A 15,620-nucleotide genomic window follows, 5' to 3' on the forward strand; every position below is an offset into this window, starting at 1 on the left:
CATTAATGGTGACGCCCGCGGCCAATCGGAAAGCTGTCGCCCGCCTGAAGGAAGGCTTCGGGATGAGCGAACGGCGGGCGTGTAAAGCCATCGGCTGTTGCCGCATGACGGTTCGCTACGAGACCAGCAGGCCCGACGACCGCGAGCTTCTGGATGAAGGCGATCGCGCAGGAGCGTCGCCGGTTCGGCTACCGGCGTCTGCTCGTGATGCTGAGGCGGGAAAGCTTGGTCGTGAACCACAAGAAGCTGTTCCGGCTCATCACCGAGCGCGGCCGGCCGAGGATGATCGTCAGCGACAATGGCAGCGAGTTCACCTCGAACGCCATCCTCGGCCGGCCGCGCCCGTCGCTTCACCCGCCCAGCAGGGCACAACCCACGCCGGAAACGAACTCAAAACTGGATAGAAACTGGGGGCAACGTCAAAGGCGTTCTTGCTTATACGCCCGTTTGCAAGGCAAAAACCTGATCACCGGCAAATCATCGGCGGAACTCGTTACGATGGCACGTGCGCAAAAGGTGTCGCGGGCAATTGCACCGACTATATACGCGGTATCGCGGAAAAGTTGGCAGAGCTAAAAATTACGGACAAGGCCGTGGAGGATTTAGCAGATGGTCTAAATGAGAGATAGCTCCTTTTTTGCGAATTTAGTGTAGCGGATATTGGGCGGTCTAATTTTGGGGGATATGAAACGTTCAAGATCGACAGTGTTCGGCCGGGAGACATTTTGTTCACGGCTCGACCTGGCACTAGCAAAGCGATCCGCATCGCGACGCATGGCATCGTGTCCCACGCCATGATTTGCGTACAGCATGGCTCTTTCATCGATTCTACGATGGATGGCGTACAGGCTCGGAATCTGCAGCGCGAGCTGTTTGAAGATGACGAAAAGGCGTTTCACTTTCGCCTTAAGGAGCCCGTCGCTCCTGAGGTTCTGTCGAATGTCATCGACTATGCCCGCGCCGAGATCGGCGCGCGTTATTCCCTCTCCGAAGCCATCCGATCAGTGCGGGGAGCGCACAAACCGGGGTCGAAATGCCAATTCTGTTCGCGTTTGGTCGCGACGGTTTATAAAAGAGCCCGGATCGATCTTGTCCCCAACACTGACTATTGCTCACCGGAAGATCTACGGCGTAGTCCCTTGCTGGTGGAGGTGCCGGTCGAGACAGAAATTGTATCTCCAGAAGAGGTGGAATGGTCGAAAGACCGCGGCAATTCGATCAACGCTATGCATATAGCCCAGAACGCCGTTCTCGCTGCAGCGCGCACTGTTGATCCGAATGTGGAGAACTTCAACGACCTCTATTCCCTGCTCGTAAATCGGCCTGACGCGGATCAAGTGATGGCAACGGCACTTCGCGACAGCGGTTATCTCGACTTGTGGCGGATGGAGGTTGCTTTGTATCCATGGCGCTATGACCTGGGCCTCATTGACCAGATGACCGAGTCTCACGAGGACCTGCGGGAATATTGCATTGGTACGATCAAAGAAGCTTACAGCGGTGGCGTTCGGTTCTCCGTGAACCTCATTCAGTTGCAGGCCCTCAGTCGCGACTACCCTCGTGAATCCCTACGCCTGCAGATAGAGCTTTATAAGATCCTCGTTCATAACGACCAGCGGCGCAGGGAAGTCGCCTATGCATGGCTGTCCGAGCACTATCCGGATGACCTAAAACACCACATGGAACAGATCGAGCCCCATAGTCCCTATTGGTATTCAATTGTTGACCGCGTCGAGCCGACCCTGGCGGCACTGTCCCGTCGTAACGTGGAACGCGAAGGCAGGCCGGACGTCTGTTCATCATGTGGAGATCAGCCAGCCCTGGACTATCGTTTGATCAATGGCGTCGAGACTATGCCGGGAGTGCCGTCTTTGCGCCTCTGTGATGATTGCATCGATATTCGACGGGGCATGGGCAACGTGCTGGCCTCGTTCCTGGTCGCGGAATGAAGATGGACGCTGCAAGCGGGGAGGGCTCGCCGCCCTTGATGCAATCGATCCGAGCCCGACCGAGCGTTCTCGACCCCGCGCAACTGGGTCGAATTGAATCTGTCCATCGTGGCTTTCTTTTCCAGCACCTTTACGCCGTTCAATGCCTGTTGTCGGCCGCAACGTTGAAGATGCAGACTGTTTCCGTCGAGGGCGACGAAGACGTCGAGGTGCAGCTCGATGGCACCCACATCTATGTCCAGGTGAAGCACCGTAAGGAAGCCCTCGCCTGGGATGATATCGAGAGCGCCTTGGCGCGATTTGCGGAGTTGCGTGCCGCCCATGCCAGAGGAGTGCGTGAAGGCACCGCGCGCTTCGTGATCGTCTGCAATGCGGGGCCGAACGGGCCTTTGTTGGAAAGGCTTGCTGGATGCGATTTGCCTCCGGACGTAACCATCGACTGGCCGGCGGCCGAACCGGCCAAGCGGATTCTTCCTGTCCCGCAACCCACTTTGATGGAAGCAGTACAAGCAACTTGTGGACTGGCAGAAACCTTGCCGTTTGCAACGCTGGCGCCCGAGACACTTGTCTGGAAGCTGGCAGGCCTCGTCACGCTGGCGGCGACTGGAGAAAAGGCGACCCTCGACCATGTGTTTGCTGCACGGGACCTTCCGGCCCTGTTTGAGCAACTGGTGCTGCAGTTACAGGATCTGCCCGTGCCTCCGGTCCCCTATCGGGTACAACTGGACGAGCCCTCTCTCTCAACGGGCGAGCGCGTCCGCCTGATCGTTGGCTATTCGGGTGCAGGCAAGACGTCATGGTTGGCACAATCCGCCCAGCATGCTCCGAACCCTTTAGTCTATCTCGACGTCGCTGATCTGCCAGGCGCTGCTTTGGCCAATGCCGTCGCGAGGGAGATCGCTGGTCGCTTGCTCAAAGGCGGGCAGGGCCTTGGGGAGATCTTTCTTCCTGGCGCCTCTGGACGCGAAATCCTGCAGCTTCTCTCTCGCCGCATGGATGAACGCGGAGAGGTCGTGACGGTCGCCTTGGACAACGTCCACAAACTGGGCGCTGACGATCTGATCGGTGTAGTTCAGGCGGCTAAGGATATCCGCTTCGTGCTTCTCGGTCGGCCGGAGGGTGAAGTCGCCGCGATCGAAGCCATTATCGGTGTTGCGCGCGAAAACCTATCTGGGTGGGCACCTGATACGGTTGCTGCTGCCGCGCATGACGCTGGATGTCATGGCGATGCCGCGGATTGTCAGCACTTGATCGACTTGACGGGTGGTCTCCCGCTTTTCGTCCTGAATGCGCTCTCTGTGGCAGGATCCGACTACGACGGTTCAGTGAAGCGCCTCTATGCGGACTTGGCGCGCTCGGCCCACACCAGGGAGATGGCGCAAGATCATATTCTTGGGCGCGTCTTTGCTCGGTTGCCGGCCGTAGTGGCCGAGGTGGCGGATCTCCTCAGTCTTTGTGATGTGCCGATCACGCGTGAGGAAGCTGGCTCATATGTCGCCGCCGCTGGAGGGCTGGAGCGGCCGATCTTTTTGCAGGCTCTTCGCCATCTCATGAGCCAAGGTCTGTTGCAGGTCTTCGCCCGCGACAGGATCAAGCTGCATGACGCGGCCCGAGTCGTCGGCACGGGGCGGCTCGCCCTTCACGGTACGGACGCACTGAGGACGCGACAGGAGGCCCTGAGAACAGTGGTTCAGGAAAGCCTTCAAACGAGTTGGAGTCCCGCGAAGCTCTCCCTGTTCTTACGGCTTACGGGTGAGGTTGGTCGGCTCGATCTGCTGGTCGAGATGGCGACGGAAGAGCTATTTCATGAGATGGGCGTCTGGCCCGAGGTCGAGCCCTATCTTGAGCAAGGCGCAGAGGATGAAACTGTTCCTCCGGACCAGCGCATCAAGGCTCTTGATGCGCTGGCCTTCGCGGACATAAAGGCCGGCTCAGATCGAGCGGCCGCTTGGCTGGACCAGATGGACGCTCTCATCACGAAGCATGACCTCGGTGCCGAAGAGCGGCTTCGTGTGGGCATGAAGCGCATGAACCTCTTGGCGAAGGATGGCGATCGCCGGGGAGCAGTGCGCCTAATAGCAGACCTAACACCAATCGTCCAAGAACTGCCCGCCGCACATCGACGGATCTTTTCATATAATATCGCCTGTGCGGAACTCGAACTTGGAGAGCCGACGGCCGCCGCAGAGCGGGTCGAGCCTTTGATTGGCGAATACTATGGGCTCATCGGGCTAACGTCCGCGTTGGTCATGGGCAACAATGCGCCGGACCTCGCCAAAATGATGAAGAAAGGGGCCGACGTTGACGACATCAAGCATCTTGCAGATTCCCTCGACGTTTTCGCCAAGGCAAGGGATGCGCAAGGCAAACCGACGCCTCTCGCGCGTGTTCATGCCCTGAAGTTCTACGATCTGGCACATGCGCCGGATTCTCTGTTCCGTGTCGGACAGGATCTCGTCGACCAGTTTATCCGCCGCCGTGATTTCGATGGCGCCCTGAACGTGATGGAGACGATGATTTTGCCGCAACTTCGGCAATGGAAGTTGGCGGATTACCTCATCACTGTTCGCTCGCACTACGCCGTGGTCTTGGCCTATTGCAGCCGATTTGATGACGCAGAGGCGGAAATGGCGCGGCTCAAGCCCTACGAGCCTGGCCTTAAGCTGTTAGTACAAAACGAACTGGCCGCTCAACGTGAGTTGATCCGGCACCTTCGTGCAGTCGGACCGCCACCCAAATGGGTCCCTGCGCCAGGTTTGCTCCAGCAGATTGCAGCAGCACTGAAGCAGAACGGGCGCCCCCTGTTGGAACGAGCCCCTGCAATGGCTCAGAAGATTGGGCGCAACGAACGATGCCCGTGCGGATCAGGCGAAAAGTACAAACGGTGCCACGGGCGGCTCCGTTGATAGATCGATGTCGAACTCAGAATGGTCGATTCGGCTCCGTTCGTCAGCCAATCGTCGCAGTCATTGATGGGTAAGAAAATAGCGCGTGTCGAAGCTCAATTTCTAATCCAGCTGGACGGGTGTGCCGCGTTTGAAATCGTTCGACGGTATCGATTGAGGCAAGTGGCGTTGGCCCATCGATGACAGCAAGAGGAGGATGGCTTCGTATGACGCTCGCGAGCCGCGCCTTGGCAAAGGGCACATCCCCGTCCAGCACATAGCCTAGCATGCAGCCGACAGGCAGTTGCTCCGCATACTGTTCAGTGAGAAAACGCATCATGCCTTGGGTGACGTATAAGGTGGCCAGGGAACTGCGGCTTCCGCCGTTGATTACGTTGAGCCGCTTGCACTCATAGGCCAGATATCGTTCCCGTTCCCAATCAAAGAGCACGGCAATGTCGATGATACCCTTGCTGTATTTCGAGCCGTCCGTCGCGAGGCCAAATGGCTCGAACTGATACTCGACCCAATGGCACAGTCGACGCACGACGACGTCCTTGGTGAGATGATCGACGAGGTTAATGGTGATGTCATCTTCCTCGGGCTGTTCAGGAAGAACGGCCAAGCAGGCTGGCCACGCCGCTGCGATCCTCTCTAGAAAGCGATCATCAAACGAAACGAAGCTGTCGACCCACTCCTGCATGTCACCGATGAGCATCAATTAGCACTCCGCCGTTGCGGTACGGCTGCGGCCTGCTGGAGATCGAGCGCTATTCCATCCGCATCGGCGAGCGCGGTGGAGCGTAGCCAAAAGCGCATCTGCATCGGCTTGATGAGGTAAAGGTAGTCACCGACGAAAACCCGGAGGTCCGGCATCAGCTGGAAATTGCCATTGAGGGGCCTGTTGATGTGAGCGGCGAGTTGCTCAAGAACGTCACTTAGCTCGCCGCCGGCATCCTCGGCATAGTCTTCATGGCCGCCGAGGTGCAGGCGAAGTATCGCTAGGTCCGTTCCGCGCGCGACCAGGCGAGCATCAATTTTTTTGCCTTTGAACCAGCCCGCCAGGCTGGCCGCCAATGTGCGCGCGTATTGTGCCCGTTGCGGTTTGTCCGGTGAGCCCCACAGTTTCGGGAAGTGGCCTTCATGGGGTTGAAGCGCTGGCAGGATCGCTTCGACGGTATCGTCGATCAGCGCGATTTCATCGGGCGACAAGCAAAAATATTGGTACGCCAGCCGATCGATGGTTCGAAGGATTTCGCTCTCTTCGACCTGCATCGAAAATAGCTTGTTCGACCGCCCGCGTGCGTCGTCAACAATGGAAATCAGCTCACGAGCTGCTTGAGCGGCTGAATGTTCATCGGGAAGATCGGCAGGCGACGGAAATGGCAAGCGCAGCAGGTCGGCCTGCTGGACCTCCGGTCGATCCGAACCGAACGACGCGGTGCCATGAAAGGCGTACCAGACCGCGACGCGACTATTGAGGATCGCGGTGAGGACCTTCGCACGGTCGCCTTGGCCATCCGGAACCACGATCGCCTGGAAGATATGCTGGAAGGTCAGCGGCTCGTCGCAGTAGGCGGCCCGCAGGCGATTTTGCGATGTCTCCACCCCGCGCGGGATAAGAATGCGAGTGCCGTCGAACCCGGCCTCGAATCCGCGACGACGAACCGTCTGCGAAGCGGCCGGATGCAAGCCTTCAGCAGCCTGAGCCAAACGTGAGTAGGCTGTAATTGGTAGGTCTGGCAACCGACCGACGTACTCGCTGGCGAGCGGAGGCGCGTCGCTTTCGCTGTCCTCATTGAAAGGCTGATAGCCTTGCCCGATCACCCAGCGATCGCCCGGCTCTTCACGGCGACGGCTCAGGCTGCCGAAGTCGTTGACGAAGGCCTCCAGCTTGGGAAGCCTGGCGAGGTAACCAAATAGCTTGGCGTCTGGGTCCCGCATCCAAAGCCGTTGCTTGAAGATGAGCGGGTTATCCAGAACCGCGCCGATCCCAAGTACGGCCTTGTCGGCGCTGCTCAGCGTAATGACACGCTTGATGCGGAGATTAAGATCGGCCTTCGGCGCCCAATAGTCGAAACGATATGGGAAGCCGTCCGCTTTCGCGCTGCCGAAGATGATTAGAGCGGCGGGGCGATGGGCTTTCTCGAAAAGCTGAAATCGAAGGTCCGCGAAGTTGATAATGCGACGGACCTGAGATTTCCGGAAGAACGCGTCCCGTGCCTCAACCGTGTTTTGGGCGTGGTTGTGCAAAAATCCCATCGCTGGCAACAGGAACGCGATCAGTCCGTCATCGGCGAGGTGTGAGAGGGCTTTCCAACTGAATGCCCAGGCGTCTTCGCCTCCAGGCATAGGATGGCCGGTCTTCTTGCTCCACTGAACGGACGAGCGCGCCGGGCCCCGGCGGCTGGTCCATGGCGGATTACCGATGATGACGTCGTACCGGACGCCGTGTGGCGACACCTCGAAAAAGTCTCGGCAGACCAGGGTCTTGCCCCAAAGCTCGGGGAGAAGTTTTCCCCGGGTAATGAGTTTTCGGATGTCGCGTGGTGAGACCTCTTCAAGGAGGGCGACATAAAGCGAGAACACCGCGACGCGGACGGCGCCGCCATTTAGATCCCAGCCATTGATTTGGCTCAGCAGCGATAAAAGAGTCTTCCAGGAAATCGTTTGCGTTTTGTGCTTAGCTCGCCAATGCTCGCATAGCCACTGGAACGACCGGACAAGAAAAACGCCCGAACCGCAGGCGGGGTCGAGAAAGTTTCCACTCGTCCGTGTCGCGTCCGGTAACATCTCCCAAGCTTGGGAAACGACGGTGTCGGCAAGGAACATGGGCGTGTAATAGGCGCCGTTTGCACGGCGCTCGGCCTCGCGTTCCCCCAGAAACCGATCATAGACGGCGCTGACGAGCTCGATCGGGATATAGCGGAAGTCATAACCCCAGAAACGTTGCTGGCCTGAATCCGCCATCTCTTCCCGCCCTGATCGAAAGCGGGCCAAGATGGTAAGATGGGCGGCCGTGACTTCCGGCGTCTCGCCTTTCGGTTCGAAAGAGCAGGGCGCAACGAACAGGTCACCATTGAAATCTTTATGGAGAGTTCGAAAGAGCGATCGAAAGAGATCGACGTCGCCGGTTTCCAGCAACGCGGAGAAACTCTCAGCGCTCTTCTCGGTAACGGCCGCAAAATAGGCAGGCGTTACGATCTCACGATCTTCAAGATAGGCGATAAACATCGCCTGGATCAGCAAGGCTTGCGCCGCATCAGGGGCAAGCGCAGCAGCCTGCAGGAGTTCGTGGGACGCATTCAGATTGTCGAGAAGGACTTGGTCGATACGTTCCTTAGGCGGGAAGTAGTCGCCGTAGTCCTTCCAAAGGCGTCCGGACTCCGCGCCAAAGATGAGATTCTGAAATCTTAGCGCTTCGGTCGTCAGGCTTAGGCTGTCAATGAGGCAGCGAGTCTCGAATGCGTCACCAGGATCGCTAAACGGAGTGCGCGCAAGCGAGAACGCTCTGAGCGTGTCATCGGCGATAACTAGCAATAGGCTTGCCAAGCCCTGGTTCCAGAGCGCGCCGTGAAGATCGATAATCTTAGCACGATCATATTGATCGGTTTCGAGAATGGCGACGGTGGGAATTCCTTGGACGCAGAAGATCGCTGAAACGCCCATTTCACTCAGTGCCGCGCGGATAGCTGGGGCATGCGGCACGTCACTAACGGCCTCGGCCGACTCGTAGAGTTCGGGTGAGCGCCGATGCGTGAGTCCTAAGCGGTCCTTCCACTCTGTCGCCAGTGCTGAAGCGGTTACGGCGGTCATGCTCGTTTTCCCCGTTGCTCAGGCTGACTGGCCACGGAAGTCGGGGGAAACTGCAGGTGGCCTTGCACGTCATCGGTTTCAGTCGCCGTGAGTGCGGAGCGCAAGCGAGATATGATCGGCGCGCAAGGAACGCGCAGGGTGGCGGTGTCCAGCGATGGACGATGAGGCGCATTCACGTCCACAAGACGAAGATTGTCGGCTTCGATCAGAGCAACGCAGTTTTCAAGCGACAGCCATGACCTTCCCCGACACTCAGTGAACAGTCGATCGAAACGGTCCCCGACGGTGCCAACGCGGACACCGAAATCCCTGACGAGTTCGGCGACAATTGCCATCGCAACAACGTCCCCAGGGGTGAAGGTGGGCGCATGCCCCTTATGCATTGCCAGCGCGGGAACAGCATCCCGCCACGTGCGGAAAGCATCCACCGAAATGGATAGCAGCTCGCGAATCTGGCTTTGAGTGTAACGCATTTGATCATGTTAGTATGGAAAATGTACCGGATCAACGCGGGATGAACCCCCGGTGCGTTCCCTGTACGTTCTTGCGCCATTTTTGTTCGATTTGCAACCCAATAGGCGGGCAGCAGTGGCGTCAGGTGCATGGCCGGGCCGCCGTCGACAGAACATCGAAAAATGCCACTCAGCGAGCCAGGAGCGGCGGCGATTGCCTTACACAAATCCTTGCACATCATTCCGAAAAGTGCCAAATAGCGCTTTGTAAGCAATGAGTTGTGAAAAGGCTATTTGGTCTTCAAAGCCGCGCCGATCGAGGGATGTCGGAGCGCATCTGGGTCTGACCCCGGCACGCTATCAATCAGGCGAGACGGACATTCAGGGAAGCCGATGCGGTGACGAGCTCGCCCGCACGGCTCTCTATGAAGCGGCTCATTCGCTTGTGCTCAGCAAGAAGTGGTCGTGCCTCAGAGTGCGGGGTATGAACGTCGCCAAGCGGCGCGGTACGGCCCGAGCCCGAGTTGCTGTTGCGCGCAAGCTGGCTGTCATCCTGCATCGCATGTGGAGCGACGGGACAGAATTCCGCTTCGGCAAGGCACCCGGCCCCGTATCGGCATGAAATACGGACAACAGACCAACGAAGGAGGAGTTGATTCCGCCCGAAAGGGCGTGATCCGGATCTTCCCGTCGGGACGATGGGCAAGGCGATCTCGTTAGCAGGCACGATCCTGGGACGAACTCTCCTAAGGTCGTTCAACAGATTGAGACGCCTCGCTCTGCTGACCCATTATGCGACGGCCTAACGTCGACCGCGAAGAGACGCGAGTGACCCTCGGGGCGACATGGTCCGGAAAATTATCAGCAGGAGCATGCAAACAGTCGCCGAGACACCGTTGTTCATAAACCAGCCGGCTGATCTGTTCAGCGAAGATGACCGGACGGAACTGATGGACTTTTTGGCTGCCAACCCGCAGATCCGGCTAGAAGAAGGTAGAAGAAGGGGGAGGAGGGCAAGAGACAACCGACCGGGGCAGCGCGCACCTTTCTCTGATGATGTACAAGGAGCCGGAGGGGTTCTGCGCGCCTGCTTTGCTGTCAAACGGCTTACAGAACTGACCCGATCGGCGTCCAATTTTTCGCAGCCGGTTCACACCTTACGCGTCCTCCGGTGCGGAGACGTCCGGCGTCTGGCTCAGATCACTCTTGGATTGAATCCTGATAACGCGCCTCAAAACTGGAGAGAGCTGATTGGATCGAGTGATACCACTTTGGGATTTGCGAGATTTGCGTGCTCGAGCGCAGACAGTGTTCGCGTGCGGTTCTGGCCATCTCCTCGAAATCACTGTAACCGACCGCAAGGTGATGCATCATTTCTGCAGCTTTGTCCTCGATGTCCGGCTCGTCGAGGACAACGCCATTAAGCCCATTTACGACCTGCCTCTTCAGACCAAAGGCGGACGACACTACGACGGGTTTGCCTCGGAACAGAGCCTCTGTTGCTGTAAGGCCGAAGCCCTCTTCGCGAGATAGCGCAAATACTCCATGGGCGTTCTGTTGCAGCCGGCCGACGATTTCCGCATTTGCGTCGTGGTCCTTCATCGAGATACAGACCAGATACACGCGCCGCCGCACTTCCTTCGATAATTGAGTGCATAATAGGACGCATTTCTCGAAATACTCCCGTCCTTCAGGATCGTCGGCAACATCCAAAGGATCCGGTCCCGCGATCACCAGGCGTGTGTCGTAGGCTTCCGCGAGCGCCGATTTCACAAAGCGATCGTAAGCGGCGATAATCCGGTCAATACCTTTCAGTCCATCCCATCTGGATACATGAAGGAAATACCGTGAGCCGAGAATGTCCTGAAGGGAGGGGGTGGGCTCGAATTCTTGGCTGTTGAACGAAACCGAATGGTCTAGCGTCTGGCCCGCTGGCCCTTCATAATTACGGTTCTTACTTGAAAATGGGCTGATCGATGGCGGGATGATATCTATGGGCACATCAGTATCAAAGGCATATTCCTTGGCGCTTAGGACAATGCGTTGGAATTGATGGAGGTATTCGCCCAAGAATTCCCAGATTTTGTCGACTGTCGGGGTGCGCTTCGGATATCCGATGTGGCATCGCCAGATAGCCGGGTGCGGGTGAGATTCAAGGAACTTCGCAGCTGCAACAAGAGGCTGCGGATCATGAATTAGCACAAAGTCATCAGGCCTGATGATCCTTTCCAGCTCCGCAGCGCCTTTCTTCGATGCCTCAAGATAATGCGGGAGCAGATCATTCAAGCCTGCCACCTTGACGTCGTGAAGAGAATTATGAAGCGCTTTGGTGAATTGAAAAAATTGTTCTTCCTTCGGTTTAAAGATGAGCCAACGCACATCAAAACCGAGCTCCCGAAGCAGGCAAATGTGGTGTGGAAGCATTTCGGCCACCCCACCGCCGAATGCGGTGGAATTTATGTGCCAAATACAACGGCTGCCGATCATGTTACGAGCTTCTCCTGACGAACGAAATAGTTCATCGAGGAGTTCGTCATAATGGTTTCGCTCCGCCACGTAATGGGCAAGTACCGAGCCTTCTACCAGCACCTCATCAAAAAGTGAGGTGCGGGGTTTCGTTGATACTTTCATTCGTGGCCCCTCCCTTAAGTCTGTGGAGCAGGTTCAACTCAGCCGGTTTGAAAGGAAGCCTGGCCAAAGTTCTCTATCCAGTCCCTTGTGTCAGGATGACCTCTGGCGTTGGGGCCGACGCCGACGCAGTCGCAGCCTGCCGCGATCGCCGCTTCAATTCCGGTGGGGGAATCCTCAAAAACCAAGCATCTTTTGCCGGCGATGCGCAGCATTCGCAACAGCGTTTGATAGGGTTGCGGATACGGCTTTCCCTGACTGACGTCCTCGGCTGCAATCATGATCCGCGGCCAGGAGAATCCAGCCGCCTCAAGGCGGGCAAGGGCCGAAACCCGTGCCGAAGAGGTGACAATAGATCGCCTTTCTGCTGGGATAGAGCTATAGAACTCTACGGCGCCCTCTATAGGTTGCAACAGTCTCATCGCTTGAACCTCGTAACCCGCAATGCGATTTGCCTCGCGTTCTGGCGAGAGACCGGGCGCGATCGCCGCCACCAAATCGATGTCGCGGCGGGCGGCCGACATCCGCACCGCGTTATCCGGACAGATCCGTTCCTCCCGTGCCCATCGACGGAGTGCGCTTTCGACCACAGCCTCCGAATCTACAAGGGTTCCGTCCAGATCGAAGGCTACGTGATCATAGTCGTCGAGGTGAACATTAACGGTTGCGGTTTTCGTGCGATTTTTCAATGCTTTCCACCCAATATCAGGCCCAATGATGCTTTTGGAAAGGCAGGCTCTCTTTGTGGTGTGAAATGCCTCCGCGCAGTATTCGATCATGGCTGTGTCAGTGAACTGTGCAGTCATGTCTTCGTCCCAACGGTGTGCCGGCTGCAAAGCGGCAAAAAATCTTCCAAGATTTTCCCGGCGAGTATCTGGCGTTGCTCATTCACCGGCGATGGCAGAGGCGAAGCCCCGCGGCAGTAGGTCATATCCAGATAGATCTTGCCGTTGATCTCCTGCGCTATAGCGCCATTGCCGAGGCGGAACATGATGGATGACCCGGTGTCCCGCTCCCGTTCAGCCAAATGGCCGATAGCGCCAGGACCGAGCATCTAAATTGCGCCTTTACTGAGTGACATCGCCATTCGCCTGGCGTTGGCCATGATTGTGTGGGTCGGATTGCTGTTCCCGGCAAAGTTCATAACGGAACCATCCATCACATGGATGTTGGTCAACCCATGGACCCTGCCGCAGCTGTCCACGACCGAGTTCCTCGGATCGCTACCGGCGCGCATCGTGCCGTGCAGGTGGGAGCTGCCTTTTCCCGGGAAATATGGCTCTCGCTCGATGCGGAATGCGCGAAGGTGGCGCAGAATGTCATCCGCGCGGTCGGCGAGAAAATTCCTTCGTGCACGGTCATTTTCCGAGCTTCGGTATTCGAAACGGATATAAGGGGTACCGTACTGGTCAGCGGCCTCGTCAAGCGCGACGCGGTTATGCGACCATGGCTCTTCTCCGGCTATGTAGTGCAGGCGCACAACGCCCACGTTCTCATTCGGCGAAGGGAAATTCGCTTCATAAATGAGCCCGCCAAATTTGCATGGCGCGCTGTTATGTTCGTAGAACTCATCGGTATAAACGGTCGAATGCGGTCCCCAGTGCGGAGCAAATGCATCGGAGCCCCGATCGGCTCGCTCCATGTAGCCGACGGAGTAGCCGCCAATCTTGAACGAGAGGCCGCGTCCAACGAGGCCGGATTCGTTTCCTATTCCCTTCGGTGCATGGTCACCCTTCGACCGGAGCATCAATGCCGCTGTTTGTATCGCGTTTGCGCAGACGATGACCCTTTCAATTGGGATCCGGATCAGTTCCGATGAGAGCGGCACATAGCACTCAAGGGCTCCAGCCCGACCGTCGTTCTGCATTTGGATCCGGTTGACGAAACAGCCGTATAGAACCGAGATTGTCCCTGGCAGGGCGGAGTCATCCAAAATGTTTCTTGCAAGCACTGATGCTCTCGCATCCGTAGGGCACGCCAGTTCATCGCAAGCCGAACAATTGATGCATCCCTTGTTGGTCCCTGGCGGCCTGATTGCCAGTGGGATGTTTTTTGATCTTATGCCGAGTTCCTGCATTGCATTGGATAAGATCAGCCCACGTGGACTGGCTGGATACGACGGAAACCCATTCGCGCCACTGATCTCCAAGAGATGCTCGATCTCCAAATAGTAGGGTTCGAGCTCCTCAAGGGTAATCGGCCAGTCAATCGCCATGTCAGTCGTAAGATATTGGGAAGCTGACAGATCTGCTTGTCGGTATCTGAACGTTATCGCGTTGTAGAACCCCATCCCCCCGCCGACGCAGCACGCTGTCCAGGGGTTGCCATCGGCGTAGCCATTTGAAGTGAGTGCCTTGCTGTAGGCCGCTTGATGAGGCCCGAGCATGGCGCCAGGACAAGCCGGGCCTCCATATTCCAGGACGGCCACATGGCACCCCTTTTCCGCAAGTGTTCGGGCGACGATCGATCCAGATGGCCCGGAGCCGATAACAACCGCATCGAAGTTTGTGTAATTACACGCGTGCGCTGCAATGTGTCTGATGTCCGTCACGGGCATTAGTCTCCTGTGAGGTTTGTGGTAGCGGGCCAGCGGGCGGTGTTCGCGATTGACATCAGGAGGTGCTTTACACGGGCCGCGTAGTGGCGGGCGGCGATGCCTGCCGGGCCATTGGCTGGGTGGCGGCAGTTGACGAAGAGGCCGTCGTACTTGGATGCATCCGGAAGAGTAGCGGCGGCGGCATTGGTGGGGTGACCATGAAACGTCTTCTCCTTTTCAATGATGACGTGGTGCGGATGACACCGCATTTACTGTGCCAACGAGAAACCGTTTTAACTCAATTCGATGCTTGTACTCTGGTAGTCGCATTTCCAACATTGTCGGACATTGGACAGTGTCAAACGCCAAGCGCTTGCGGGCTCGATCCGCCGTCAAGAATCATGGACGCGGCAGTCTCAGCCTTCGTTTCGAACGTCTTCGTGCTCGAGGCCACCCGGGCGCTGGCCCGCACGCCTGGCCGAGGGCGAAAAGCCCGGACCCAGCCGCTGCACCTTGACACCCTCGTCGCCGACCGGCAGGCCCTGCAGCATCGCCTCGGCGCTATCTCGTCTCGGGTCAACGAAGCTTGCCGCGACAGCTCGCCGACAGCCCGGTTTGGCTCATCAGCGGGGCCGGGCAAAGAGCGGCGTCACGATCCTCACACTCACAGCGATGTTTAGGCAACCGGTCGCAGATCGCGCACCGGGCGGCATAGACGAGTCAAGTGGGCGGTCCCGGAATTAGGTGGTTAACCAGTTCCGGCTGTTCCTGCATGCCGGCCCCTACTGGCTTATGTGGGGCCTGCGCGCCGCGATGCCGAAACGAGCTTTGCCGTCGCCCAATTCGACACGTTGCGATTGCGCCTCATCGAGATCGCCGCGCGCGTGGTCGAGATGAAGACGCAAATCCGCCTGCACCTGCCGACATCCTGCCCGGACCAGCGCATCCTGCGCATCGTCCTCAGTCGCATCCCGCAACTCGCGACATAAACGATGGCGCGCAGACGCCCCGAAACGAACCCGCTGACCGCAACCCGCAAACCCCCGCCTGCCATCACCGACGGATCAACCCCGGCGCCCGACGAGGCCTGTCAAAACGTACCGCAACGGCGACCAGAGCGCCGCCTCAGGCCGTCGAAAGCTCACCGCCGTGCATCAAAAGAGCTAACTGCTGACCAGAGCACGAGGTCTGCGCATTGTCCGATATAGCTGCAAGACTTTGGGCTACCACGTGCGCAGTTCTGCCAAATCGGCAGCTGTCTGCAGTGACTCAGCATCCCAAAGCGTGTGGCCGAGACTAGTCGGGCCGGCTTCCACGTGAGGCGCGCCCGCTGGCCAGAAGGGGCGATCTCGCG

General features: G+C 57.9%; 10 protein-coding genes and 3 pseudogenes. 6 read left to right on the plus strand and 7 right to left on the minus strand.

Going from position 1 to position 15,620, the window contains the following annotated elements:
- Positions 1-5: 5 nt before the first annotated feature.
- The 3 genes and pseudogenes from RFN28_RS20475 to RFN28_RS20485 form a co-directional block, all read left to right on the plus strand.
- A pseudogene (locus RFN28_RS20475) lies at positions 6-330 on the plus strand (IS3 family transposase); the annotation flags it as partial.
- A 368-nt stretch (positions 331-698) separates the two neighbouring features.
- Entirely contained in the window at positions 699-1,949 is a 1,251-nt protein-coding gene (locus RFN28_RS20480) for a YiiX/YebB-like N1pC/P60 family cysteine hydrolase (RefSeq protein WP_320289120.1), read from the plus strand.
- 2 nt (positions 1,950-1,951) lie between these two features.
- A complete protein-coding gene (locus RFN28_RS20485; protein ID WP_320289108.1) occupies positions 1,952-4,855 on the plus strand; it encodes an SEC-C metal-binding domain-containing protein in 2,904 nt (967 codons plus the stop codon).
- Between the two features lie 43 nt (positions 4,856-4,898).
- Here RFN28_RS20485 and RFN28_RS20490 read toward each other — a convergent pair whose 3' ends face one another.
- From RFN28_RS20490 to RFN28_RS20500, 3 genes are read right to left on the minus strand one after another with little or no spacing between them, the layout of a single operon-like run.
- Positions 4,899-5,552, minus strand: coding sequence for a hypothetical protein (locus tag RFN28_RS20490; protein WP_320252943.1), 654 nt, complete (start codon positions 5,550-5,552; stop codon positions 4,899-4,901).
- Positions 5,552-8,650 (minus strand): HsdM family class I SAM-dependent methyltransferase, encoded by a 3,099-nt coding sequence (locus tag RFN28_RS20495; RefSeq protein ID WP_320252944.1) that lies wholly within the window; start codon positions 8,648-8,650, stop codon positions 5,552-5,554. Before RFN28_RS20495 ends, RFN28_RS20490 begins: the two co-directional genes overlap by 1 nt.
- Entirely contained in the window at positions 8,647-9,123 is a 477-nt protein-coding gene (locus tag RFN28_RS20500; RefSeq protein ID WP_320252945.1) for a hypothetical protein, read from the minus strand. Before RFN28_RS20500 ends, RFN28_RS20495 begins: the two co-directional genes overlap by 4 nt.
- A gap of 289 nt (positions 9,124-9,412) precedes the next feature.
- Between RFN28_RS20500 and RFN28_RS20505 the strand changes: the two are divergent.
- A pseudogene (locus tag RFN28_RS20505) lies at positions 9,413-9,724 on the plus strand (transposase); the annotation flags it as partial.
- 578 nt (positions 9,725-10,302) lie between these two features.
- Here RFN28_RS20505 and RFN28_RS20510 read toward each other — a convergent pair.
- Genes RFN28_RS20510 through RFN28_RS20525 form a run of 4 tightly spaced genes read right to left on the minus strand, consistent with a single transcriptional unit; the run spans position 10,303 to position 14,281 of the window.
- Positions 10,303-11,733: a glycosyltransferase gene (locus RFN28_RS20510; RefSeq protein WP_320289109.1), complete on the minus strand. Its 1,431-nt coding sequence runs from the start codon at positions 11,731-11,733 to the stop codon at positions 10,303-10,305.
- 38 nt (positions 11,734-11,771) lie between these two features.
- Positions 11,772-12,536: an HAD-IA family hydrolase gene (locus RFN28_RS20515; protein WP_320289110.1), complete on the minus strand. Its 765-nt coding sequence runs from the start codon at positions 12,534-12,536 to the stop codon at positions 11,772-11,774.
- Positions 12,533-12,784: a hypothetical protein gene (locus tag RFN28_RS20520; protein ID WP_320235997.1), complete on the minus strand. Its 252-nt coding sequence runs from the start codon at positions 12,782-12,784 to the stop codon at positions 12,533-12,535. The genes RFN28_RS20515 and RFN28_RS20520 overlap by 4 nt, the downstream gene beginning before the upstream one ends.
- The gene (locus tag RFN28_RS20525; protein ID WP_320289111.1) at positions 12,785-14,281 is read right to left on the minus strand and encodes a GMC oxidoreductase; all 1,497 of its coding nucleotides are present in this window, start codon (positions 14,279-14,281) and stop codon (positions 12,785-12,787) included.
- A gap of 203 nt (positions 14,282-14,484) precedes the next feature.
- Between RFN28_RS20525 and RFN28_RS20530 the strand changes: the two genes are divergently transcribed.
- Positions 14,485-14,946 carry a hypothetical protein gene (locus tag RFN28_RS20530; RefSeq protein WP_320289112.1) on the plus strand — a complete coding sequence of 154 codons (462 nt, stop codon included), beginning with the start codon at positions 14,485-14,487 and terminating at the stop codon, positions 14,944-14,946.
- A gap of 70 nt (positions 14,947-15,016) precedes the next feature.
- Positions 15,017-15,255, plus strand: a pseudogene (locus tag RFN28_RS20535) (transposase); the annotation flags it as partial.
- Positions 15,256-15,620 lie beyond the last annotated feature (365 nt).

Source organism: Mesorhizobium album (assembly GCF_033977205.1).
In the GTDB taxonomy this organism is placed as follows: Bacteria; Pseudomonadota; Alphaproteobacteria; order Rhizobiales; family Rhizobiaceae; genus Mesorhizobium; species Mesorhizobium album.